General features: G+C 71.4%; 21 protein-coding genes. 16 read left to right on the top strand and 5 right to left on the bottom strand.

The annotated features are described in order from the left end of the window. The first annotated feature begins 64 nt into the window (after window positions 1–64). From OG406_RS18505 to OG406_RS18475, 7 genes are all read left to right on the top strand, one after another. The gene (locus OG406_RS18505; RefSeq protein ID WP_329186734.1) at window positions 65–1294 is read left to right on the top strand and encodes an MFS transporter; all 1230 of its coding nucleotides are present in this window, start codon (window positions 65–67) and stop codon (window positions 1292–1294) included. Then, complete coding sequence (locus tag OG406_RS18500; protein WP_164369507.1) at window positions 1245–2417, top strand: acetoin utilization protein AcuC; 1173 nt, start codon at window positions 1245–1247, stop codon at window positions 2415–2417. Before OG406_RS18505 ends, OG406_RS18500 begins: the two co-directional genes overlap by 50 nt. A gap of 112 nt (window positions 2418–2529) precedes the next feature. Next, window positions 2530–3345, top strand: a complete 816-nt coding sequence (locus OG406_RS18495; RefSeq protein ID WP_266615503.1) for a phosphatase — start codon at window positions 2530–2532, stop codon at window positions 3343–3345. A gap of 129 nt (window positions 3346–3474) precedes the next feature. Next, a complete protein-coding gene (locus OG406_RS18490; protein ID WP_093781815.1) occupies window positions 3475–3684 on the top strand; it encodes a helix-turn-helix domain-containing protein in 210 nt (69 codons plus the stop codon). A gap of 142 nt (window positions 3685–3826) precedes the next feature. Beyond that, window positions 3827–3925 carry a 30S ribosomal protein bS22 gene (locus OG406_RS18485; RefSeq protein WP_003948845.1) on the top strand — a complete coding sequence of 33 codons (99 nt, stop codon included), beginning with the start codon at window positions 3827–3829 and terminating at the stop codon, window positions 3923–3925. 380 nt (window positions 3926–4305) lie between these two features. Then, window positions 4306–5364: an NAD-dependent epimerase/dehydratase family protein gene (locus OG406_RS18480; protein WP_081218666.1), complete on the top strand. Its 1059-nt coding sequence runs from the start codon at window positions 4306–4308 to the stop codon at window positions 5362–5364. A gap of 14 nt (window positions 5365–5378) precedes the next feature. Then, window positions 5379–6431, top strand: a complete 1053-nt coding sequence (locus OG406_RS18475; protein WP_081218667.1) for a lysophospholipid acyltransferase family protein — start codon at window positions 5379–5381, stop codon at window positions 6429–6431. 117 nt (window positions 6432–6548) lie between these two features. Here the strand turns inward: OG406_RS18475 and OG406_RS18470 are convergent, their stop codons facing one another. The 3 genes from OG406_RS18470 to OG406_RS18460 all read right to left on the bottom strand — a co-directional run bounded on the left by OG406_RS18470 (window position 6549) and on the right by OG406_RS18460 (window position 10200). Next, complete coding sequence (locus tag OG406_RS18470; RefSeq protein ID WP_266615507.1) at window positions 6549–7787, bottom strand: DUF5667 domain-containing protein; 1239 nt, start codon at window positions 7785–7787, stop codon at window positions 6549–6551. Between the two features lie 254 nt (window positions 7788–8041). After that, a complete protein-coding gene (locus OG406_RS18465; protein ID WP_081218669.1) occupies window positions 8042–8812 on the bottom strand; it encodes an ECF subfamily RNA polymerase sigma factor, BldN family in 771 nt (256 codons plus the stop codon). Between the two features lie 455 nt (window positions 8813–9267). Further along, the gene (locus OG406_RS18460) at window positions 9268–10200 is read right to left on the bottom strand and encodes an HAD family hydrolase (RefSeq protein ID WP_164369510.1); all 933 of its coding nucleotides are present in this window, start codon (window positions 10198–10200) and stop codon (window positions 9268–9270) included. Window positions 10201–10386: 186 nt separating this feature from the next. Here OG406_RS18460 and OG406_RS18455 point away from each other — a divergent pair, with 186 nt between their 5' ends. From OG406_RS18455 to hemB, 6 genes are all read left to right on the top strand, one after another. Then, the gene (locus tag OG406_RS18455) at window positions 10387–10686 is read left to right on the top strand and encodes a glutaredoxin family protein (protein WP_164369511.1); all 300 of its coding nucleotides are present in this window, start codon (window positions 10387–10389) and stop codon (window positions 10684–10686) included. A 343-nt stretch (window positions 10687–11029) separates the two neighbouring features. Continuing rightward, window positions 11030–11788 carry a redox-sensing transcriptional repressor Rex gene (locus OG406_RS18450; protein ID WP_081218672.1) on the top strand — a complete coding sequence of 253 codons (759 nt, stop codon included), beginning with the start codon at window positions 11030–11032 and terminating at the stop codon, window positions 11786–11788. Then, complete coding sequence (locus OG406_RS18445; protein WP_164369512.1) at window positions 11785–13488, top strand: glutamyl-tRNA reductase; 1704 nt, start codon at window positions 11785–11787, stop codon at window positions 13486–13488. The genes OG406_RS18450 and OG406_RS18445 overlap by 4 nt, the downstream gene beginning before the upstream one ends. After that, window positions 13485–14444 (top strand): hydroxymethylbilane synthase, encoded by a 960-nt coding sequence (gene hemC / locus OG406_RS18440; protein WP_081218674.1) that lies wholly within the window; start codon window positions 13485–13487, stop codon window positions 14442–14444. The genes OG406_RS18445 and hemC overlap by 4 nt, the downstream gene beginning before the upstream one ends. Further along, window positions 14441–16144: a uroporphyrinogen-III synthase gene (locus OG406_RS18435; RefSeq protein ID WP_164369513.1), complete on the top strand. Its 1704-nt coding sequence runs from the start codon at window positions 14441–14443 to the stop codon at window positions 16142–16144. The genes hemC and OG406_RS18435 overlap by 4 nt, the downstream gene beginning before the upstream one ends. A 174-nt stretch (window positions 16145–16318) precedes the next feature. Beyond that, window positions 16319–17311 (top strand): porphobilinogen synthase, encoded by a 993-nt coding sequence (hemB, locus tag OG406_RS18430; protein WP_329186729.1) that lies wholly within the window; start codon window positions 16319–16321, stop codon window positions 17309–17311. A 284-nt stretch (window positions 17312–17595) separates the two neighbouring features. Here the strand turns inward: hemB and OG406_RS18425 are convergent, their stop codons facing one another. Further along, a complete protein-coding gene (locus OG406_RS18425; RefSeq protein WP_329186727.1) occupies window positions 17596–18315 on the bottom strand; it encodes a DUF4232 domain-containing protein in 720 nt (239 codons plus the stop codon). 210 nt (window positions 18316–18525) lie between these two features. On the opposite strand from OG406_RS18425, the gene OG406_RS18420 reads away from it, so the two are divergent. From OG406_RS18420 to OG406_RS18410, 3 genes are all read left to right on the top strand, one after another. Further along, entirely contained in the window at window positions 18526–19899 is a 1374-nt protein-coding gene (locus tag OG406_RS18420) for a helix-turn-helix domain-containing protein (protein ID WP_329186725.1), read from the top strand. A gap of 73 nt (window positions 19900–19972) precedes the next feature. Next, window positions 19973–20875, top strand: coding sequence for an SAM-dependent methyltransferase (locus OG406_RS18415; protein WP_164369517.1), 903 nt, complete (start codon window positions 19973–19975; stop codon window positions 20873–20875). Between the two features lie 209 nt (window positions 20876–21084). After that, window positions 21085–22293, top strand: coding sequence for an aminotransferase-like domain-containing protein (locus tag OG406_RS18410; protein WP_329186723.1), 1209 nt, complete (start codon window positions 21085–21087; stop codon window positions 22291–22293). A gap of 66 nt (window positions 22294–22359) precedes the next feature. Here OG406_RS18410 and OG406_RS18405 read toward each other — a convergent pair whose 3' ends face one another. Then, window positions 22360–23238 (bottom strand): DUF4253 domain-containing protein, encoded by an 879-nt coding sequence (locus OG406_RS18405; protein ID WP_329186721.1) that lies wholly within the window; start codon window positions 23236–23238, stop codon window positions 22360–22362. Window positions 23239–23283 lie beyond the last annotated feature (45 nt).

Raw genomic sequence — 23283 nt, 5'->3', positions numbered from 1 at the left:
CTGAGCAGAATTCATCTTCGGCTTGATCTACCCACGGGTAGGCCGGGGCCCTACGCTCGCCGCCATGACAGATGTGCTGCGGCGCGGTAGGGCCTCTTTGGCGTTCAGCTTCTTCGCTCAGGGAGCCGCCTTCGCGCTGCTCGTGACGCGCATCCCCGCCATCCAGGACCGCTACGGGATCTCCGACGGGTTGCTGCCGGTCTTCCTGGCCGCCGTCCCCGTGCTGGCCGGGGTCGGCAGCGTCACCACCGAGCAGTTGGTGAAGCGGATACCCCCCAGCCGCGTCCTGCGGTGGTCGCAGCCGGTCGTGCTGCTGGCCCTGCTCGGCGTCGGCGCCGGTGACCGGCTGGCCGAGGTGGCCGTGGCCCTCGGTGTCTTCGGGCTCGCGGTGGGGGCACTGGACGCCTCGATGAACATGCTCGGGGTGAGTCTCCAGCGGACGTACGGGCGCAGCATCATGCTGGGGTTTCACGCCACGTACAGCCTGGGCGGGATCGTGGGTGCCTCGCTGGCGTGGGCGGGGGCGCACTGGCACCAGTCGCTGTTCGGGTCGTATCTGCCGGTCGTGCTGGTGCTGTTGCCGCTGACGCTGGTCGGGAGCCGGTGGTACGTCGACGGCGGTGCGGTCGACGTCGACGGGAAGGACCGGGCGGCCGAGGGCGGGTCCGGCGCCGGGCCGCTGGTCTTCCGGCTGTTGCTGCCGCTCTGCCTGGTGATGACGTTCGCGTACATCGGGGACTCGACGGTCTCCAACTGGAGCGCGAAGTACCTCCAGGACGTGCTGGGCAGTTCCGAGCAGCTGTCGACCGTTCCGTACAACGTCTACATGGTGATGACGCTGGTCGGGCGGGCTGTCGGGGACTTCGGGGTGCGGCGGTTCGGGGCCGTGGCGGTGGTGCGGCTGGGCGCCGTGGTCGCGGCGGTCGGGTTCGGGGTGGTGGCGGTGGCGCCGGGGCCGTGGGTGGGGATGCTCGGGTTCACGCTGCTGGGGCTCGGGTTGTGCGTGATCGTGCCGCAGACCTTCGCGGCCGCGGGGCGGCTGTTCCCGGGGGCGTCGGACGCGGCGATCGCGCGGCTGAACATCTTCAACTACGTGGGGTTCCTGATCGGGTCGCCGTTGGTGGGGGCGCTGGGTGACGCCTGGAACTACCGCGGCGCCATGCTCGTACCGATGGTCCTGGTGCTCGCGACCTTGGGGTACGCCCGGTCGTTCGCTTCCGAACCGGACCGATACGGTGACGTGCATGAGCGGCCGCGCACAGCTGATGTGGGACGAGGCAGTAACGGGGTATGACTTCGGGCCGGACCATCCGATGGATCCGGTCCGGCTCGCCCTGACCCGGAGTCTCGTCGACGCCTTCGGGATCGACCGGGAGGTCGCCGTCGTCGCGGCGAAGCCCGCGGGGCCGTCGACGCTGCGGCTGGTGCACCGTGAGGACTACGTGGACGCGGTCAGGGCCGCTTCCGCCGATCCGGAGGCGGCCGACTCGGCGTACGGGCTGGGGACGACGGACGATCCCGCGTTCGCCGGGATGCACGAGGTGTCCGCGCTGATCGCGGGGCAGTCGGTGGGGGCCGCCGAGGCGGTGTGGCGCGGTGAGGCGCTGCACGCGGTGAACTTCGCCGGCGGGCTGCACCACGCGATGCCCGGTGCCGCGTCCGGTTTCTGCATCTACAACGACGCGGCGCTCGCTGTCGCCCGGCTGCTGGAACTGGGCGCCGAGCGGGTCGCGTACGTGGACGTCGACGTGCACCACGGTGACGGTGTCCAGGCGGCGTTCTGGGAGGACCCGCGTGTTCTGACGATCTCGCTGCACGAGCATCCGCGGACGCTGTTCCCGCAGACGGGGTGGCCGGAGGAGACCGGCGCTGACGAGGCCGAGGGTTCGGCCGTGAACGTCGCGCTGCCGGCGGGGACGGGCGACGCGGGCTGGCTGCGGGCGTTCCACGCCGTGGTGCCCGAACTGCTCGCGGACTTCCGGCCGCAGGTGCTGGTGACGCAGCACGGCGCGGACACCCATTTCGAGGACCCGCTCGCGCACCTCGCCGTCTCGCTCGACGCGCAGCGTGCGGTGCAGGTGGCCTGTCACGACCTGGCGCACCGGTACGCGGACGGGCGCTGGGTGGCACTGGGTGGTGGCGGGTACGCGGTGGTGGACGTCGTCCCCAGGTCGTGGACGCATCTCGTGGCGATCGCGGCGGGGCGGCCGGTCGAGCCGGAGACGGTGATCCCGGAGGGCTGGCGTCAGGAAGTCTTCGCCCGGACGCGGCAGTTGGCGCCGATGCGGATGACGGACGGCGGTGGGCCGGTGTCCTGGAAGGACTGGGAGTCGGGGTACGACCCGGCGGACCGTCTCGACCAGGCGATCGTGGCGACGCGGCGGGCCTCGTTCCCGTTGCGGGGTCTGCTGCCGTAGATCCGGCGCCGGACGGGGTCTTGGGAGCGACGCGGAGGGCCATTAGGCCAACTGTGGGGCATTTCCCGTGTTTTGGGCGTTCGATCTTCGGTGATGCGCCAGCATCGCTGGCGTGTTGAGCACCGGAGCTTTGCGTGCACATCTGCTGGCCGCCCGGCTGGCCGGGCCCGTGGCCACCTCGCGCGAGGAGAGCCTGCGCAGCTATCGGCTCTTCGCCGCCCGCGATCCCCGTGTGCTGCTCGGGCTCGACCCCGAGTGGACCTGGGGTCAGCGGGAGCTGATCGAACTGATGGCGGACAAGTGCGGGGTTTCGGCCGACCCCTCGCACGTTTCAGGGCATGATGTGATCGACCCGGAACGGACTCTGGCGGCTCTCGACGCTTTCGCGGAGCGGCTTGCTCGGGCAGCCCGGCATCGTCACCCTGTGCTCCTGGGTACGGGCCATCCGCACCGGTTGATCGCCTTCTACGCCGCGATCGCGGACGCCTTGTCGTCAGCAGGATGTACCGTCCTCACCCCTGCGCAGGGTAGCTCTGTCGACATAACGACCCGGTTCGGTCTACGCACGTACAACCTCGACTACGTACAAGGCGTCGCGCTGGTACGCGAAGCCGGGGTGTCGGCCGCCGGTCGCACGACCGGCGCGCACAGCCATTCACCGCTCCCGGTTCGGACGGTCCTGGCGGCCGCGGCGGCGTCCGGAGGGCCCCTCCCGGAGCTTGTCATCGGGGACCACGGATGGGTCTGCGGAGCAGGTCAGCTGGGGTTCGAGGCCATCGGGCTCGCCGATACGGACGATCCCGCGCTCTTCGTCGGAGAGGCGGAGGGGCGGGTGGCCGTCGCCGTTCCGCTTGATGACGCTGTGCGGTCCGATTACTACCGACCGCTTACTCGCTATGTACTCAATCGAGCGTGTCTGTCACAGTAGGCGGCCGATCGCATCCCCTCTTCCCCACTCGCATCACACGCCCCTACATTGGGGAGTGAGCACGCAACGACGAAGAGTCACCGGAAGGGGAAGCCGGTGACCGTCGAGTGCGGAAGGTTCGGGTGTGTCATGGCTGCAGGCGAGAGGCCTCTGAACGAGGTTCAGTTCCTTACCGTGGCGGAAGTCGCCTCGGTGATGCGAGTGTCGAAGATGACCGTGTACCGCTTGGTGCACAGCGGTCATCTGCCGGCGATCCGGGTGGGGAGGTCCTTCCGGGTTCCGGAGCAAGCGGTTCACGAGTACCTCCGCGAGAGCTATGTGGGGGTGGAGACCGCCTGACGAACGTTCCGGGAGATCCTCCGTGATCTCCCGGAACACCTCGATTACGACCTCAGCGTTCGGACGGGTAGGCTGGCCCCTCATAGGTCGTGTGGGCCCATGCAGCCCAGCACCGAGTAAAGAGAAGTGAGCGAGGGTAGTCGTGGGCTCTGTTATCAAGAAGCGGCGCAAGCGGATGGCGAAGAAGAAGCACCGCAAGCTGCTCAAGCGCACTCGCGTTCAGCGTCGCAACAAGAAGTAGGCGACGCCGCGGAAACGCGCGCGTACTGTGGCCCCTCACCAGCAGGTGGGGGGCCACAGGCATGTCCGGCTCCGGGAGGGTCACCCGCAGGGGCGGCCCCCGGGATTCGGCTGCGGCATCCGGGAGTTCGCGACGGCATCCGCGAACGCCGTCCGACGGGAACCTCCCGAAAGGCGACTCGGACGTCGAACGGGCTCCCGCGCGTCCCGCGTACGCCTGTGGGCCGAATGGCTTGGTCTGGTCGTACGTCTGCGGCTGTCGTCACGTGATGCATCGGGCGGTCATCACAGCGCAACATCGACCCGCTAGGTTGGCGGCACACGGGGAACGCGGCAGGTACGAGCGAAGCTACGTCCAGAGCTGGAAGGAAGGCGCTGATCTTGGGGAAGGTCGTGCTCGTGACCGGAGTGGCCCGCCAGTTGGGGGGCCGGTTCGTACGACGGATCCAGCGTGACCCCCGGGTGGACCGGGTGATCGCCGTCGACGCCGTGCCGCCCGAGCACCACATCGGCGGCGCCGACTTCGTGCAGGCGGACATCAGACAGCCCGCGATCGCCCGGGTGCTCGCGGAGCACTCCGTCGACACGGTCGTGCACATGGACGTGACGGGCACGCCGCTGGGCTCCGGCAGCCGGACCTCGGTCAAGGAGACCAACGTCATCGGCACCATGCAGCTCCTAGGCGCCTGCCAGAAGTCCCCGACGGTCAAGCGGCTCGTCGTGAAGTCCAGTACGAACGTCTACGGTTCGGCGCCCCGCGACCCCGCCGTCTTCACCGAGACCACCTCGCCCAAGTCCCTGCCCAGCGGCGGCTTCGCGAAGGACACGGTCGAGGTCGAGGGGTACGTGCGCGGCTTCGCCCGCCGCAGGCCCGACGTCGCCGTGTGCGTGCTGCGCTTCGCCAACATCCTCGGCCCGAGCGCGGACTCACCGCTCGCCTCGTACTTCTCGCTGCCCGTGCTGCCGACCGTGTTCGGCTACGACCCGCGGCTCCAGTTCGTGCACGAGAGCGATGTCATCGAGTTGCTGCTGCTCGCCTCGGACGAGCCGCGCCGGGGCACCCTCAACAGCGGCACGTTCAACATCGCCGGCGACGGCGTCCTGCTGCTCTCGCAGTGCGCGCGACGCCTCGGCCGCCCCACGGTCCCGCTGCTGCTGCCCGCGCTCAGTTGGGCCGGCACGGCCGTGCGTACCCTGGGCGTGACGGACTTCTCGCCGGAGCAGCTGAGGCTGCTGACGCACGGCAGGGTGGTCGCGACGCACCAGATGCGCGAAACCCTGGGCTATCACCCGAAGTACACGACGGCGGAGACCTTCGCGGACTTCGCCCACAGCCGGGGGCCCGGACTCCTGCCCCCGGAGGCCCTCGCGGGGGCCGTGGACCGGATCGCCGCACTGCCCCTCCTGAGCGGCGGCCACCCGACGCAGAGCGCCAACTGAGGAGCGCATCAACGATGGCGGACGCCAAGGTCATTCCGTTCGACGACGACCGGTCGCGCGGGGCTGCCGCGCAACGCCCGCCGCGGCGCCGGGCCCACGGGACCCGGCGCAAGGGCGAGCCGAGCGCGGTCCGGGAGGTCCAGCCCCTGCCGGGACGGACCGTCCCGCAGGATGATGTTCCCGTGACGCACGAAGAACAGCCGCCCCAGCAGCCCCAGCAGGGAGGTGCCGGCCTGGAGCAGCGCATCGCGGGAGGCCTCGCCTTCCTGCGCCGCCGGCTCACGGGCGACTACGAGATCGACGATTTCGGGTTCGACGAGGAGCTGACCGACCAGGTCCTGATGTCGCTGATCCGGCCGCTGTACGAGAAGTACTTCCGGGTCGACGTGAAGGGCATCGAGAACATCCCGTCCGAGGGCGGCGCCCTGATCGTCGCCAACCACTCGGGCACACTGCCGCTGGACGGCCTGATGATGCAGGTCGCCGTCCACGACAACCACCCCGCCGACCGGCACCTGCGGCTCCTGGCCGCCGATCTCGTCTTCATGCTCCCGGTCGTCAACGAGCTGGCCCGCAAGGCCGGTCACACGCTCGCCTGCGCGGAGGACGCCGAACGGCTCCTGGAGCGCGGTGAGCTGGTCGGTGTGATGCCGGAGGGCTTCAAGGGCATCGGCAAGCCGTTCAGCGAGCGCTACAAGCTCCAGCGGTTCGGCCGGGGCGGCTTCGTCTCGACGGCGCTGCGTCAGGGCACCCCGATCATCCCGTGCTCGATCGTCGGCGCGGAGGAGATCTACCCGATGATCGGCAACGCGAAGACCCTCGCGCGGCTGCTCGGGTTCCCGTACTTCCCGATCACGCCGACGTTCCCGTGGCTGGGTCCGCTCGGCGCGGTCCCGCTGCCGACGAAGTGGACGATCCAGTTCGGCGAGCCGATCCTGACGGACGGCTATCCGCCGGAGGCGGCCGAGGACCCGATGCTGATGTTCAACCTGACCGACCAGGTCAGGGAGCAGATCCAGCACACCCTGTACAAGCTGCTGGTGCAGCGCAGGTCCGTCTTCTTCTGATCATGCAGTTACGGTTCTGCTGATGATGCCCTGATATGCCCGCGGGCTTTCGGCGGTACGGCGATGGGGCGCCCTTCCCGAGAAGGGCGCCCCATCGCCGTACGCGGAGTGCCTGGGTCAGCCGCTGTCCTCGGTGTCGATGCCGAGGCCCGGCAGCAGACCGGGGAGCAGGGGAGGCAGGGTGACGTCGGGCTTGGTCGTCGCGCTGCTGCCGCTGCTGCTGGACGGCGAGGAACTGGTGTCGTCCTGGGGCGGGTCGAGCAGGCCGCCGGTGTTGCCACCGAGGAGGCCGTCGTCGCTCTCGCTGCCCGAGCTGGAGGGCTTCGGTTTGCCGCTGGTGGCGCCGCTGTGGCCGCCCTTCGCGGAACCGCCGGTGGCGCTGGGCTCCGGTGCGTCCGTGCCGGGGGAGCCGGTGGACTCCTCGCTCCTGCCACGGTGACGCCCGGTGCCCTCGGGGGCCGGGGTCGTGGGCAGCAGCGAGCGGAGCGGGCCGACCTCTTCGTCTATGGCGTCGAACACCGACGACACCTGGTCGCTGACGTCACCGAGCTGCACGGGCAGCCGGTCGCGCAGCGCGCCCCAGGCCTCGCGGTGCGACTGGGAGAAGGCGGACAGGGCCTGGATGGGGCCGAGTGAGCCGTCCCGTTCGTACGCCTCGTGCAGCAGGCGGTGGCCTTCGGAGGCGTCGTGCTGCATGCCGGACAGGGCGCGGCGGACCTCGCCCAGGGACTCGTGGTCGAGCTGTCCGGAGCGGCCGCGCTCCATCAGCCGGCGTGCCTCGCTCAGGCGGCTGGAGGCCTGGTCGAGATAGAGCTCGCCCCGGTCGCTGTCGCCGTGGGCCAGGCCCAGCTTGATGTCCTCCATGCCTCGCTTGAGGCCGTAGAGGGAGTCACCGGGCAGGGCGTCGGAGCTCGCGGCGGCCACACCGCCGAGGGCTCCGGCGGCCACGCCGATGCTGAGCCCGCCCGCGGCGAGCCCCTTGGTCAGTCGCGACCTGGGGCGCAGTTTCCCCAGTCCGGTCGCCCGGTGCGCGCCCTTGGCCCGACGGGACCGCTGCTCGGGCACGGCACGGTCCAAACCCTCGCCTCCGGCGGCGGTGCCTTCCAGCAGCATGGCCTCCATCGCGGCGACGAGCTGGGCTCGCTGCACGACCTTGACCTCGGGATCCAGCTCCGGTTTGGGCAGCTCGCCGAGACCCGTGGCGAGAGCCGTCAGCAGCTCTCGCTCGGTTCGTTCCGCAGCAGCCCGGGACGGTGCAGGCCCATCGGGCTGCTCGGCCGCCGTGCCCTGGTCGGACTCCTCCAGGGCCTGGGCGAAGGCGTCCGCCCGCCGGTGTGCCGATACGTTCGCGATCACTGGCGGCACCTCCTCTCGTCATGACGGTCGACTCCCCAGGGGGTCCTGAGGGTTGCACCCCTTGGCCATATCCACACGATCGGGTGATCGGCGATGGCCAAGGCGTGACCACAGGGAGCCTGTATCCCGCACAACGAGCGTCGCGGCACTTGGGTTACGGACGACGGATGATCGGACCGCGAAGTCAACGGACTTTTACGGACGGTGAGTTGATCGTCGCTGAACGTGTTGGATCACTGTGGCTCGAAGCAGGTTCAGCGGACGTCGTCCGGCAGGAGGCGGGCCAGCGTACGGACGGCCCGGTACTGGAGGGTCTTGATGGCACCCTCGTTCTTCCCCATCACCCGGGCGGTCTCGGCGACCGAGAGCCCCTGGAGGAAGCGCAGCGTGACGCACTCCTGCTGCTGCGGGTTGAGCCGGCGCACGGCGTCCAGCAGTGCCGCGTTCGACAGGGACTCCAGGACGGAGTCCTCGGGGGAGCGCTCGACCTCGTTGGCGTCGAGCATCTCGCCGGTGGTGACCTCCAGCCGGAAACGGCTGGACTTGAAGTGGTCGGCGACGAGGTTGCGGGCGATCGTCACCAGCCAGGCGCCGAAGTCGCGGCCCTGCCAGGTGAAGGTGCCGATCCGGCGCAACGCCCGCAGAAAGGTCTCACTGGTGAGGTCCTCGGCAGTCGCCTTACCTCCCACCCGGTAGTAGATGTAGCGGTACACGGTGTCGCTGTACTGGTCGTAGAGCCGTCCGAAGGCGTCGGCCTCGCCGGCCTGGGCGCGCTCCACGAGATCCATCATCCGGGCGCTGTCGCTGTCGGCGGCCGGACGGCGTGCGGTGGTGGCCGAGCCTGATCGGCCCCGTCTGCCGACCGCGGCGTTGCCGTCGGCCAGGGCATAGCAAGGACCGACAGGCGCGGCGACGGCGAAGGCGGGGACGGCGTACGCGGTGGGGACGAAGCCGCGCAGACGGTCGAGGACCGTTGCGCGCAGCGTAGCCAGGCCAGAGGCGTCAACCCCGACGTGTGAGTACACGGGACTCCCAGAGGCAGAGCTTCCATCACGTGCAGTGCGGGACCTTTCACCCTTCGTAGCGAAGGTGGGGTACCGGTTTGCGTCTGAGGAGAATAACGCTTCGTACAGGCAGCGCTACACCGAGTTGCTCAAATCATCGATTACGACACTTCTGAGGCGTATCGGTGCCCGTTCAAGTACCGCTCGGTGATCGGTTGTTGATCGAATCGGTTCGCGTTCCGTCTGAGTGCAGGGCGTGTTGTGCCCGCCTGTGATGGGCGCGACTGGGGGACCCACGGCGTGGGTAGGACTTGATGATTGGCTGCCGTGCGAGGGGCTCCGCCCAGGTCCGGACAGGTTTTCGCACCCGCCGCCCCCGCCGTCCCTGCCCGTCCCCCACCCGGGGCTCCGCCCCGGACCCCGCTCCCCGAACGCCGCAGGGGCCGAAAACTCTGCCCGCGACGTCCGTGCGGCGTCTAGCGGCGGCGGCGGTGGAGGGCGATGGCCGCCGCTGTGCCGCCGGCCACCGCGCCGACGCCCGCCGCGGCCGGGATGCCGACCTTCGCGGCCTTGCGCGCCGTGCGGTAGTCGCGCAGGCGCCAGTCGAAGTCCCGCGCGTGCCTGCGCAGTTTCGCGTCGGGATTGATCGCGTAGGGGTGTCCGACGAGCGAGAGCATCGGGATGTCGTTGTGCGAGTCGCTGTAGGCCGCGCAGCGTGAGAGGTCCAGGCCCTCGGCGGCGGCGAGCGCGCGGACGGCCTCGGCCTTCGCCGGTCCGTGCAGCGGTTCGCCCACCAGCTTGCCGGTGTAGATGCCGCCCACCGACTCGGCGACGGTGCCGAGCGCGCCGGTCAGGCCGAGGCGCCGTGCGATCACCGTCGCGATCTCCACGGGCGCGGCCGTGACGAGCCACACCTTCTGGCCCGCGTCCAGGTGGGCCTGGGCGAGGGCGCGGGTGCCGGGCCAGATCCGCTCGGCCATGTACTCGTCGTAGATCTCCTCGCCGATCGACATCAGTTCGGCGACCCGGTGGCCCTTGACGATCGACAGCGCGGAGTCGCGGGCCTCCTGCATGTGCTCGGGGTCCTCGACGCCGGCCAGCCGGAACCACGCCTGCTGCCAGGCGAACCGGGCGAGGTCGCGGGTCTCGAAGAACTTCCGCTTGTACAGGCCCCGCCCGAAGTGGAAGAGGGCGGCGCCCTGCATCACGGTGTTGTCGAGGTCGAAGAACGCGGCGGCCCTGTCGTCGCCGAGCACCGGGAACACCGGTTCCTCGGCGGCCTCCGGCGGCGCCAGTTCTTCCAGTTCCTGCGAGGACTTGCGGGCTGCCTCCGCAGAGGCCTCGCCTGCCAACACGCTCCGCGCGGTCGCGGAGCGCCTACGGGGAGTGAGCCATCCGAGAGCGGCCATGTCGTGAGCATAGCCAGTCTGTTCGGTGGTTCCGGAGTCGAGAGGATTCGACGCTGTGAACTCTCCGCGACCGAGCCGTTAAAGAAGGGAACCGGTCCGGGGTCGTCCCGGCGCGTCGTCCCAGTGCCCGCACGGGTTGTCGCGTACAGCGCGGACCTGGCCCGCGGATGCGCCGGGGGCGGGAGAATGGCGCGTATGAGCCCCATGTTCCGGCGCAGTGATCGCCGTACGGAGAGGAAGGCGCCCGAGGACCGCCTGGTCACGTTGATCAGGAAGCCCGGGTGTCACCTGTGTGATGACGCACAGGAAGTCATCGAGAAGGTCTGTGCCGACCTCGGGGTCCCGTGGGAGAGGAAGGACATCACCGAGGACGAGGAGTTGCACCGTCAGTACTGGGAGCAGATCCCGGTCGTGCTGGTGGACGGTGCCCAGCACACGTTCTGGCGCGTGAACGAGGAGCGCCTGCGCAAGGCCCTCGCGCCGTGAGTTCCGTGCGGGGAGGCCCGTCCCGTGCGCGTCGTACGCCGACTTGTGACCTGACCGAGTAGTCCAAGTGGCCGGGAAAGTCGCCTAGGATCGACGGCGGATTGGTCTCGGGGGCGGGATGCGTTGAGGAGTGTGTGCGGTTTTGCCCCCTTCAGGAGCGGAACGAAGCTGTCCACGCGCCGGTTCCATAGCCGCGCGCCGGACATGCGTGACCCCGGTCACGTTGGCCGGGCAAATCGGACACCATCTTTGTGCACGCGTTCACAAAGACATAGCCTGCATTCGACGGGGCGGTCTAGGTACGTGTGACCGCCTGCAGCCCCGCTCTACCCGCAGGAGCACCGTGGCAACTGGCCGAACTCACCGACCGGCGACCCGCAGCCGAGGGATTCCCGAGGCCACCGTCGCCCGGCTTCCGCTGTACCTCCGAGCCCTCACCGCACTGTCGGAACGCTCGGTACCCACGGTCTCCTCGGAGGAGCTCGCGGCCGCGGCGGGGGTCAACTCCGCGAAGCTGCGCAAGGACTTCTCCTACCTCGGCTCCTACGGGACGCGTGGTGTGGGCTACGACGTCGAGTATCTCGTGTACCAGATCTCCCGCGAACTGGGCCTGACCCAGGACTGGCCGGTTGTGATCGTCGGTATCGGCAACCTCGGTGCGGCACTGGCCAATTACGGAGGGTTCGCCTCCCGCGGATTCCGTGTCGCGGCGCTCATAGACGCGGACCCCGCGATGGCCGGAAAGCCCGTCGCCGGCATCCCGGTCCAGCACACGGACGAGCTGGAAAAGATCATCGACGAGAACGGTGTCTCGATCGGTGTCATCGCCACCCCGGCCGGAGCCGCCCAGCAGGTCTGCGACCGCCTGGTGGCCGCCGGAGTCACCTCCATCCTGAACTTCGCGCCGACCGTCCTGACCGTCCCGGACGGCGTCGACGTGCGCAAGGTCGACCTCTCCATCGAGCTGCAGATCCTCGCGTTCCACGAGCAGCGCAAGGCCGGCGAGGAGGCCGAGGCGCAGGCCGGAGCCGCCGACCGTGCCGCCCGCGAGAACGACGGCAAGGGACCCGACGGAGACCTTCCCGCGGTGATGCCGGCATGAGTCTCCTCGTCGTCGGGCTGAGCCACCGCAGCGCCCCGGTCAGCGTCCTGGAGCGCGCCGCGCTGTCCGCGGACGCCCAGGTCAAGCTGCTCCAGGACACCCTCGCCGCCGAGCCGGCCACCGAGGGCGCCGTCCTCGCCACCTGCAACCGCATCGAGCTGTACGCCGACGTGGACAAGTTCCACGCGGGCGTCGCCGAGCTGTCCACCCTGCTCGCCCAGCACAGCGGCGTCGGGCTGGAGGAGCTCACCCCCCACCTGTACGTGCACTACGAGGACCGGGCCGTCCACCACCTCTTCTCGGTGGCCTGCGGTCTGGACTCGATGGTCGTCGGCGAGGGCCAGATCCTCGGCCAGATCAAGGACGCGCTCGCCACCGCGCAGGAACTGCACACGGCGGGCCGTCTCCTGAACGACCTGTTCCAGCAGGCGCTGCGGGTCGGCAAGCGCGCCCACTCCGAGACCGGCATCGACCGGGCCGGACAGTCGCTGGTCACCTTCGGTCTGGAGCAGCTGTCCGCGGGCCGGGCCGTCGAGGCCTGGGCCAAGGGCAAGAAGGCCCTCGTGATCGGCGCCGGCTCGATGTCCTCGCTGGCCGCGGCGACGCTCGCGCGCGCCGGAGTCGGCGAGATCGTGATCGCCAACCGCACCCCCGACCGCGCCGAGCGCCTCGCCGAGATCCTCTCCGGCGGCGACGACACGGACGTGCTGGCCCGCGCGGTACCGATGGACGCGGTGCCGGCCGAGCTGACACGTGCCGACATCGCCGTCTCCTGCACGGGCGCGACCGGGCTCGTGCTGAGCGCCGACTCCGTCGCGGCCGCCGTCGAGGGACGGACCGGCAGCCCCGTCGCCGTCCGCGACGAGACGCCCGCGGCGGACGGTCAGCTCGCCCCGGCCGGCATCGGCACCGACGACGGCTGTCCCCTGGACCTGTCCGCCGTCCAGGGCGCGACCGGCTTCTCCGTCATGGGCGAGGCCGCCGTCGCCGGAATGGACGCGGCCACCCTGGAGCAGCACGCGGCCTGGGTGGACAAGGGCACCGGCACCGAGGAGCGCCGCGACACCCGCGGTACGCCCGACGCCGACGCCGAGCTGATCAGCGCGCTGGCCGCCACGGCCGCGACGGTCGGCCGTATCCCCGAGCGCCGTAGGCCCGAGCCCCTCTCCCGGGTGCCGCGCCCCGCGCCGGTGCTCGCACTGCTCGACCTCGCGATGCCCCGGGACATCGACGCCGCCGTGCACCGGCTGCTCGGTGTGCGCCTCGTCGACATCGAGTCGCTGGCCGAGGCCTCCGCGGACGCGCCGATGGCCGCCGACGTGGACCAGGTCCGCCGGATCGTCTCCGACGAGGTCGCCGCGTTCGGTGCCGCCCAGCGGGCCGCGCACATCACCCCCACCGTCGTGGCGCTGCGCGCCATGGCAGCCGACGTCGTCGCGAACGAGATCGCGCGGCTGGACGGACGGCTGCCGGACCTCGACGACAAGCAGCGCGGCGAGATCGGTCAGACCGTGCGCCGCGTCGTCGACAAGCTGCTGCACGCTCCGACCGTACGGGTCAAGCAACTGGCCGCCGAGCCCGGCGGTGCCGGGTACGCGGACGCGCTGCGGACCCTGTTCGACCTGGACCCGGAGACGGTCGCCGCCGTCTCGCGGGCCGAGAACAACACCGAGAACGCCAAGAACCGAGGGCGAGCATGAGTGAGCAGGCTTTGAGGCTCGGGACCAGGCGCAGCAAACTCGCCATGGCCCAGTCCGGGCAGGTGGCGGAAGCCGTGAGCCAGGTGACCGGACGGCCCGTCGAGCTCGTCGAGATCACGACGTACGGCGACGTTTCCCGCGAGCACCTGGCCCAGATCGGCGGTACGGGCGTCTTCGTGACGGCCCTGCGCGAGGCACTGGTGCGCGGGGAGGTCGACTTCGCCGTGCACTCCCTCAAGGACCTGCCGACCGCGCAGCCCGAGGACCTCGCGCTGGCCGCGGTGCCGGTGCGTGAGGACGTGCGGGACGTGCTCGTCGCCCGTGACGGGCTGACCTTCGCGGAGCTGCCGGACGGCGCCCGTGTGGGCACCGGTTCACCGCGCCGCATGGCCCAGCTGAACGCGTACGCGCGCAGCCACGGCCTGACGATCGAGACGGTCGCCATCCGCGGGAACATCGACACCCGCGTCGGCTTCGTCCGCGACGGGGAGCTCGACGCCGTCGTGCTCGCCGCCGCCGGACTGAACCGGATCGGCCGCATCGACGAGGTCACCGACTTCCTGTCGGTCGACACCGTTCTGCCCGCCCCCGGCCAGGGGGCACTGGCAATCGAGTGTGCCGCGGACAACGCGGACCTCGTCGCCGCGCTCGGAGAGCTCGACGACCCGCTCACGCGGGCCGCCGTGACCGCCGAGCGATCTCTGCTCGCCGCCCTGGAGGCCGGCTGCAGCGCACCCGTGGGCGCGTTCGCCGACCTCCTCGCCGACGGGCAGATTGTCAAGGAGATGCGCCTGCGCGGCGTCGTCGGCACGACCGACGGCTCGACGCTGGTGCAGCTGTCCACCACCGGTCCCGTGCCCGAGACACATGACCAAGCAATGGCGCTCGGCCGTGAACTCGCCGCCGAGATGCTTGCCAAGGGCGCGGCCGGTCTGATGGGGGAGCGAGCACTTTGAGCCCCACCAACCTTCCCGCCGGTCCGGACCACGGGCACGTCACCTTCCTGGGTGCCGGACCCGGAGATCCAGGGCTGTTGACACTGCGCGCCGTCGAGGCGCTGGCGAACGCGGACGTCCTCGTCGCCGAGCACGACGTGCTCGACGTGGTGCGCGCGCACGCCAGACAGGGCGTCGCTGTTCTGAACACGGATCCGGACACTTCGCCGGATACGTACCAGAGCACAGGCACGCCTCAGCTGACGGTTGTTGACGGCACGTCAACAACCGTTGGTGACCCCGCGTCGAGGGATGCCGCCAATCTTGTCATGACGGCCGCACGGGGCGGCAAGCGGGTCGTCCGGGCGGTGTCCGGGGACCCGGGACTTGATACGTACGCGGCCGAGGAAATGCTCGCCTGCGCCGCCGCGGGTGTTCCGTTCGAGGTCGTGCCCGGCATCGCCGCCGCCGTCGGGGTGCCCGCCTACGCGGGTGTTCCGCTGCGGGACGCGCAGGGTGCGGACGTCCGGTTCGTCGACGCGCGGACCGCCTCCGACCGCTGCTGGACCGAGGTCGGCGCCTCCGACGGCACCGTCGTGGTGTCGGCGACGCTCGACTCGGTGGCCGCGGCGGCGGGGGAGCTGGTGGCCTCCGGCCGCAAGCCCGACACCCCGATGTCGGTGACGATCGCCGGTACGACGACCCGTCAGCGCACCTGGTCGGCCACCCTCGGTACGATCGCGCAGACGCTGAAGCAGGCGAAGGTGCTGCCGTCCCCGGACGGTGGCCGCCCGGTGATAGCCGTGGTCGGTGAGCGTTCCTCCGCCGCCCAGCGCGACCAGCTGTCGTGGTTCGAGTCCAAGCCGTTGTTCGGCTGGAAGGTCCTCGTGCCGCGGACGAAGGAGCAGGCGGCGTCGCTCTCCGACCAGCTGCGGTCGTACGGGGCCGTGCCGCACGAGGTTCCGACGATCGCCGTCGAACCCCCGCGCACCCCCCAGCAGATGGAGCGCGCGGTCAAGGGCCTGGTCACGGGCCGGTACGAGTGGATCGCCTTCACCTCGGTGAACGCGGTCAAGGCCGTGCGCGAGAAGTTCGAGGAGTACGGGCTCGACGCCCGTGCGTTCGCGGGCATCAAGGTCGCCGCGGTCGGCGAGCAGACCGCGACGGCGCTCATCGCCTTCGGCGTGAAGCCGGACCTGGTGCCGAGCGGTGAGCAGTCCGCCGCCGGTCTCCTGGAGGACTGGCCGCCCTACGACCCGGTCTTCGACCCGATCGACCGGGTGTTCCTGCCGCGTGCCGACATCGCCACCGAGACCCTGGTGGCCGGGCTCATCGAGCTGGGCTGGGAGGTCGACGACGTCACGGCGTACCGCACCGTGCGGGCGTCGCCGCCGCCGTCCGACACCCGTGAGGCGATCAAGGGCGGCGGGTTCGACGCGGTGCTGTTCACCTCGTCGTCGACCGTGCGCAACCTGGTCGGTATCGCGGGCAAGCCGCACAACGTGACGGTGATCGCCTGTATCGGTCCTGCCACGGCCAAGACGGCCGAGGAGCACGGGCTGCGGGTCGACGTGATGGCTCCTGAGCCGTCCGTGCACAAGTTGGCCGAGGCCCTGGCCGACTTCGGGTTGCGGCGGCGGGCCGCCGCGCTCGACGCGGGGGATCCGGTGACGCGGCCCAGTGAGCGCCGGCCGGGCTCTCGCCGCCGACGCACCACCTGACGCAGGTGGGGGCGGGGGTGGGGGTTCTCGCCCCCTCCGCCCCTTCCCTTCCCGTCCCCGGGGCTCCGCCCCAGACCCCGCTCCTCGAACGCCGGAGGGGCTGAATCGTGTGGTCTGCGGGCTCCGACACGGCGTCGGTATAGGTGGTCTTGGGGCGGGCGTAGCGTAGATGTCATGACGAAGTACGGATCCTTTCCCGGTACGCGTCCCCGGCGGCTGCGTACGACGCCCGCCATGCGCCGGATGGTCGCCGAGACCCGGCTGCACCCCGCCGATCTGATCCTCCCCGCGTTCGTGCGCGAGGGTGTCCGCGAGCCGGTGCCGATCGCCGCGATGCCCGGGGTCGTGCAGCACACCCGGGACAGTCTGCGGAAGGCCGCCGTGGAGGCGCTGGAGGCCGGGGTCTCCGGGATCATGCTGTTCGGCGTTCCCGAGGACGCCAAGAAGGACGCCGTCGGCACGCCGGGCACGGACCCGGACGGCATCCTCCAGGTCGCCCTGCGCGACGTCCGCGCCGAGGTCGGCGACGAACTGCTCGTGATGTCCGACCTGTGCCTCGACGAGACGACCGACCACGGGCACTGCGGTGTGCTGGACGAGCAGGGACGGGTCGACAACGACGCCACCCTGGAGCGGTACGCCGAGATGGCCCAGGTGCAGGCCGACGCCGGCGCCCACATCGTGGGCCCCAGCGGGATGATGGACGGCCAGATCGGCGTCGTCCGGGACGCCCTCGACCAGATCGGCCGCGAGGACGTCGCGATCCTCGCCTACACCGTCAAGTACTCCTCCGCCTTCTACGGCCCCTTCCGGGAGGCCGTCGGTTCCTCGCTCAAGGGCGACCGCAAGACGTACCAGCAGGACCCGGCCAACGCGCGGGAGTCCCTGCGGGAGTTGGCGCTCGACCTGGAGGAGGGCGCCGACATGGTGATGGTGAAGCCGGCCGGCCCCTACCTCGACATCCTGACCCGGGTCGCCGACGCGTCGGAGGTGCCGGTCGTCGCGTACCAGATCTCCGGCGAGTACTCGATGATCGAGGCCGCGGCGGAGAAGGGCTGGATCGACCGGGACAAGGCGATCATGGAGTCCCTCTCCGGCATCAAGCGGGCCGGCGCGCAGAACATCCTCACGTACTGGGCGACCGAGGTCGCGCGGAACCTGCGCTAGCGGTCCGGCGGATCACCGGGGTCAGGTCAGGAAGCGTTCGACGGCCTCGCGGGCGCGGGCGTCGCGCGGCGGCGCGGGAGCGTCGGCCGGGCCGGCGTCCCGTCCGTGTGACCTCGGCTCCTGTGTCATCGACCTCTCGGCTCACCGTGCGGATCATCGCTTCGCCGTCCGGCAGCGTATGCCATGGCACCGTCCCGCGAAACGGTGGTGCCGCGAGGTCGCGGGCCTCAACGGCCGTGCCCGGCACGGCTCCTGGGCGTGCCGGGCACGGCCGTGCGCCGCGTTCAGTACGAGAGCGCGGTGTCCAGGTCCTGCTGCCAGTACGTCACCGTGAGCTTCTCGTCGATGTAGACGCCCTTCGCGGGGAGTGCCGGGCGGGCGCTTCCGTTCCGGCCCTGGTCGCCGTAGTAGACCTCCAGCGTCTTGGCGGTGTAGCCGTGGACGCCGCTGCCGTCGGCCGCGGACAGGAGGACGCCCGCGTAGCCGGACTCGCCGGGAGCGAGCGTGACGACCGCCTGCGGGTGGGTCTCCTCCGCGACCGGCGGGACGGACTGGGCCTCGCTGAAGCGGACGATCGGGTAGCCCGTCAGGTCGCAGTTCTTCGAGCTCTTGTTGGTGACGGTGAGCAGCAGGTGGTTGAGCGGGCGGGAGACGACCGTCGCGGTCGTGCGGGTGGTGGCCGCGACGCACGCCGGGTTGCGGGTGCCGCTGCCGTTGCCGCCCGCGGAGCCGCCCCTGGACCCGGTGCCGCCGGTGCCCTTCGAGCCCGTGGTGGTGCCGGTGTTTTTCGAACCGCTCGTCGAGCCCGTGGTGGTGCGGGTGCCCGCGGGCTTCGCCGTCGTGCCGCCGACCGTCCCCTCGCTCGGGCGGGCCGAGGAGCGGGCCCCGGCGGACGGGCCCTCGTCGCGGACGCCGTCTCCGTTGCCGCACGCCGTGAGGGCGAACGCGGCGAGCGCGATGGTGGAGGCGGCGAGCAGACGGGTGCGGGTGGTGCGTGCGGACATGGGTGATCCCCCTGGGGTGTCGCTGGTGGAACGGCCGCTCGACCGGTCGTGGGGAGCGGCGTGCTTGGATGGCAGCAGCTTGTGCGGTGATCCGTCCCGGCCGCCACACCCGGCGGGCAACACGGGACGCTGGAACGCCGAAACAGGCTCTGACCTGGGGGAACGACAACTCCCTGGAACGCGGTCCGGGACACGGGGGATGGAGGAACGGTGGCGGGGGACGAGTTCGCGGGACTGCTCCGGGAGCTGAAGGAGCGGTCCGGTCTCAGCTACGGGGCACTCGCCAAGCGGCTGCACGTCAGTACGTCCACACTGCACCGGTACGTCAACGGCGACGCGGTGCCGGCGGACTACGCGCCCGTCGAACGGCTCGCGCGGGTCTGCCGGGCCACGCCGGACGAGCTGGTGGAGCTGCACCGGCGGTGGGTCCTGGCGGACGCGCTGCGGGGGAAGAAGGGCCCGGGCCCGGGGCGAACGGGAGCCGGGGACCCGGCCGATGACGCTCCGGAGGCGGAGGCGGAGGCGGACGTCGTGGCGGGGGCCGAGACCGCGGACGCGAGCGGTGCCGTGTCCGGCGCGGGGGCGGACGACACGGCGGACGGTACGGCGGACGGGCGGCCGGCGAGCGAGGGCGGTGCGGCCGTCGGGCCCGTGCCGGTGCGGCCGAGCCGGCTGCGGAACCGGCGGTCCGCGGTGCTCGCCGGGGTCGGTGCCGTCGTCGTGACGGCGATCGTGTCCAGCGTGCTGGCCGTGCAACTCGGGTCCGGCAGCCGTGACGACGACGCCCAGGGAGGCGCCGTGGCCGTCGGAGTGCCGCCCGCGGCGCGGGCGAGCGCGACCGGCACGACGCCCGGCGCGCGCCACGGCTCGGCCTCGCCGTCCGCCGCGCACCGGAGCCCCCGGCCGTCGGGATCGACGGTCGGCGGAGCCGTCGACGAGAACGGCGTCGCCGACGACGGTGCGGCCGGTGCCGACGACGGTGCCGGTGCACCGACCGTCGTCGTCGACCCGTACAGGTTCGACGACCCGTGCAGCCAGCACTACTTGGTGAACCGGCCGGCGCAGCAGGTGCCCCCGCCGCCGAACGAGTCGGACGCGCGGGGCTGGGTCACCGCACTCGGCGGGGTCCCGAGCGGGGAGCAACTGCTCTCGCTCACCGTGCAGGGGACCGGGAAGGCGACCGTCGTCCTGAAGGCGCTGCACGTGCGCGTGCTGGACAAGAGCGCGCCGCTCGCCTGGAACGACTACGCGATGGGCGTGGGCTGCGGCGGCGGGGTGGAGACGACGTCGTTCACCGTGGACCTCGACGCGGGACGTCCGGCGGTCGCGCTCAAGGGCGGGCAGCGCGCCTTCCCCTTCAAGGTGAGCGAGTCCGACCCCGAGGTCTTCTCCGTGTTCGCGGACACGCAGGCGCACGACGTGAGCTGGTACCTGGAGCTCGACTGGTCCAGCGGCACGAAGAGCGGCACCGTACGCGTCGACGACCACGGCAAGCCGTTCCGGACCAGCGGGAACGTGGGCCGGCCCGCGTACGACTACCCGCTGGGCGGCAGCGAGTGGGGGAAGGCCGCTCCTCCCGGCTGACCGGCGTCATCAAGTCGCCCCAGGCGCTAGGTTGTTGCCAGTTGTATGACGCGACTCTCCAGGGAGATGTTTCATGTCCGGTGATGCCCTCAGCCAGGATCCCGCGGAGCTGAGAAAGAGGATCGACACCACCAAGGCACACCCCGCCCGGGTCTACGACGTCTTCCTCGGCGGCAAGGACAACTACCCGGTCGACCGCAACGCGGCCGCCGCCGCGCTCGCCGCGAACCCGCGCGGCTACCTCGACGTCCGGCACAACCGGGACTTCCTCCGGCGCGCCGTGACGTCGCTGACGGCGGAGAGCGGCGTGAAGCAGTTCCTCGACATCGGCACCGGACTGCCGACCCAGGAGAACGTCCACCAGATCGCGCAGGCGATCACCCCGGACGCGCGGGTCGTGTACGTCGACAACGACCCGGTGGTCCTCGCCCACGCGCGCGCCCTCCTCACCAGCGGGCCCGAGGGGCGTACGGACTACATCGACGCGGACCTCAAGCAGCCCGGTCAGATCCTCGAACAGGCCGCCAAGACCCTGGACCTCGACGAGCCGGTCGTCCTGGTGCTGGTCGCGATCCTGCACTTCGTCGAGGACGAGGAGGCCTACCCGATCGTCCGCGACCTGGTCGACGCCCTGCCGTCCGGCAGCCGGATCGTCCTCAGCCACCTCACCGAGGACCTGAACCCCGAGGCCATCCGCGCGGTGCAACGCACCTACACCGAGCGGGGGTTCACCTTCGTGCTGCGGTCGCGGGCGGAGGTCGAGCGGTTCTTCACCGAGAACGGTCTGGTGCTGGACGAGCCCGGTGTCGTCCCGGCCCACCACTGGCGTCCCGACGACGGCGCCCCGGCTCCGGAGAAGGCCGACCCCGACCTGCTGGCCACGCTCGACGCCATCGAGATGGTCCGCTACCGCGACATCAACGACGTGACGGACGCGGACATCAACGTGTACGTGGCGACGGGCGTCAAGCCGTAGCCGACGGACACCCGCAGGCCCGACGGTCACCGGGGCGCCGGCTCGCCCCGGTTCTCCGTCCGGATGCCGGAATTGACGGGTGTAGACGGCACCTATCCGCCTAGGGTGCGGGCACGAGCGGTCCCGGGGCGACGGGGCCGCCCGGCCCGCAGCCCCCGGGAGGGCCACCGGCCCCCGCGAGGTCTCCGCCAGGACAAGGAGCCGTCATCGTGACCGTCATCGAGCCCGCCGCCACGACCGCCCCCATGCCCCCGCTCGCCGCCCGGGCGACCGCGATCGGAGGCTCACCGGTACGGGACATCCTCGCGGTCACCGCCCGCCCCGAGGTGATCAACTTCGCGGGCGGACTGCCCGCCCCGGAACTGTTCGACGCGACCGGTATCGCCGCCGCCTACCGCGACGTCCTCACCGAGGAACCCGCACGGGCCCTGCAGTACTCGACGACCGAGGGCGAACCGGTGCTGCGGACGGCCCTCGCCGCGCGGACCGCGGCGCGCGGTCTGCCGACCGGGCCGGACGACGTGCTCGTCACCACCGGTTCGCAGCAGGCGCTGTCGCTGCTCGCCACGGCCCTGCTGGAGCCGGGCGACACCGTTCTCGTCGAAAGCCCCTGCTATCTGGCGGCACTTCAGGCGTTCGCCTTCGCCGGCGCCCGCGTGCTCGCCGTGCCGGGCGACGAGGACGGCATCGACCCCGAGGCACTGGACACCCTGGTCGCCCGGGAGCGGCCGAAGCTCCTCTACACCGTGCCCACCTTCCAGAACCCCACCGGCCGCACCCTCCCCGCCGGGCGCCGCGCCGCCGTCGCCCGCGTCGCCGCCACCCGCGGCCTGTGGATCGTCGAGGACGACCCCTACGGCGAACTGCGCTTCGAGGGCGAGCGCGTTCCGTGGATCGCCTCCCACGAAGGTGCCGGGGACCGGACCGTGCTCCTCGGGTCGTTCTCCAAGGTGATGGCACCCGGGATGCGGCTGGGCTGGCTGCGGGCGCCCGCGGCACTCCGGCGGGCCTGCGCCGTCGCCAAGCAGGCCGCCGACCTGCACACCCCGACCGTCAACCAGCTCGCCGCCGCCCGGTACCTGGCCGACCAGGACCTCGACGCCCATGTGGGGCGGGTCGCCTCCGTCTACCGCGAGCGGCGCGACGCCATGCTCGCCGGGATCGGCGACGCCCTCCCGGCCGGGTCGACGTGGACCCGGCCCGAGGGCGGCATGTTCCTCTGGGCCCGGCTGCCCGAGCCGTACGACACCACGGCCCTGCTCCGCACGGTCGTGGAGCACGGGGTCGCCTACGTGCCCGGCGCGCCCTTCTACGCGGGCACCCCGGAGGCGTCGACGATGCGCCTGTGCTTCGTCACGCAGACCCCGGACGAGATCGCGGAGGGGCTGCGGCGGCTCGCCTCGGGCCTGCACGGCTGACCCCGGACGCCGTCACCGCCGTCACCGCCGTCACCGCCGTCACCGGGGAGGTGCCGGGCGCGCCGGTCAGTCCCACCAGAAGGACCAGACCGGCTCGTTCAGCACCTCCTGCTCGGCATACGTCCGCAGCGCCGTGTGACTGCCCTGCGTGATGTTGTCCGGGCAGAACGCGAAGTGCTCGGCGGCGACCGCCTCGGCCTCCGCCAGGGTTGTCGGCGGCGCCGCCACCGACACCACCAACTGGTCGAAGGTCAGCGCCACCACCCGTATCCCGAAACGGTCCTCCCAGGACCGCAGGACCGCGCACAGGCGCGCCACGTCGTTCTCGTAGTTCAGCGGTCCCGTCCAGCCCAGCGCCGCCGGGATGTCCGCACTGCGGCGCGCCGGAACGAGCGCGAGACGCGGTTCCTTCAGCCACGAGCCGCGGTCCCCGAGAGCGTCCGCGATCTCCGCCGCACGCGCGTCCGGATCGGCCTCCTGCTGCCCGGCCGGGGCGAGCCCCGGCCACACGGGGCCGTACGGCGCGACCTTCGCGTCATAGGGCTCCGGCCTGCCGAAGAGGCTCTCCACGACCTCCCGGCTCGCGTAGTCCCCGTCGTCCCCGAGCTCGTCCGCCGCGTACCGCTCCCAGAAGTCGGCCAGCACCTCGTCGGCGTCGTGGTCCCCGGCGTACGACATCGCGCCGGGCATCAACTCCCAGCCGCCCGGGCCGTTCTGCGGGCCGCCGACGTCCAGCAGCACCGGCAGCAGGCCGAGCGTGCGGGCGGAGTCGGCCGCGCTCCAGGCTCCGTCGGCCGGCCGCTCCTCGGCATGCCACACCAACGGCTCGTGCCACGTGCCCTCGTGGGTCGCGTCGATCAGTCTCCCGGCGGGGAGATCGAGCCCGAGGGTGCGCCCACTCGGGTCTGCCACCAGCCGCGGCAGCGGGTTGGGAAGAGTCGCCATGCCGGTGACTGTAGGGGCCCCCACTGACAACGGGGCCGCTCCGCT

It is taken from the genome of Streptomyces sp. NBC_01428 (assembly GCF_036231965.1).
Classification (GTDB): Bacteria; Actinomycetota; Actinomycetes; order Streptomycetales; family Streptomycetaceae; genus Streptomyces.
This window is presented reverse-complemented; position numbering and strand designations above follow the sequence as displayed.

Coding starts and splice junctions, on each gene's coding strand:
- hemC (WP_081218674.1), top strand. CDS start 13,485: ATGAGTGAGCAGGCTTTGAGGCTCGGGACCAGGCGCAGCAAACTCGCC.
- hemB (WP_329186729.1), top strand. CDS start 16,319: ATGACGAAGTACGGATCCTTTCCCGGTACGCGTCCCCGGCGGCTGCGT.
- OG406_RS18500 (WP_164369507.1), top strand. CDS start 1,245: ATGAGCGGCCGCGCACAGCTGATGTGGGACGAGGCAGTAACGGGGTAT.
- OG406_RS18490 (WP_093781815.1), top strand. CDS start 3,475: ATGGCTGCAGGCGAGAGGCCTCTGAACGAGGTTCAGTTCCTTACCGTG.
- OG406_RS18455 (WP_164369511.1), top strand. CDS start 10,387: ATGGCGCGTATGAGCCCCATGTTCCGGCGCAGTGATCGCCGTACGGAG.
- OG406_RS18405 (WP_329186721.1), bottom strand. CDS start 23,238: ATGGCGACTCTTCCCAACCCGCTGCCGCGGCTGGTGGCAGACCCGAGT.
- OG406_RS18445 (WP_164369512.1), top strand. CDS start 11,785: ATGAGTCTCCTCGTCGTCGGGCTGAGCCACCGCAGCGCCCCGGTCAGC.
- OG406_RS18505 (WP_329186734.1), top strand. CDS start 65: ATGACAGATGTGCTGCGGCGCGGTAGGGCCTCTTTGGCGTTCAGCTTC.
- OG406_RS18460 (WP_164369510.1), bottom strand. CDS start 10,200: ATGGCCGCTCTCGGATGGCTCACTCCCCGTAGGCGCTCCGCGACCGCG.
- OG406_RS18425 (WP_329186727.1), bottom strand. CDS start 18,315: ATGTCCGCACGCACCACCCGCACCCGTCTGCTCGCCGCCTCCACCATC.
- OG406_RS18415 (WP_164369517.1), top strand. CDS start 19,973: ATGTCCGGTGATGCCCTCAGCCAGGATCCCGCGGAGCTGAGAAAGAGG.
- OG406_RS18475 (WP_081218667.1), top strand. CDS start 5,379: ATGGCGGACGCCAAGGTCATTCCGTTCGACGACGACCGGTCGCGCGGG.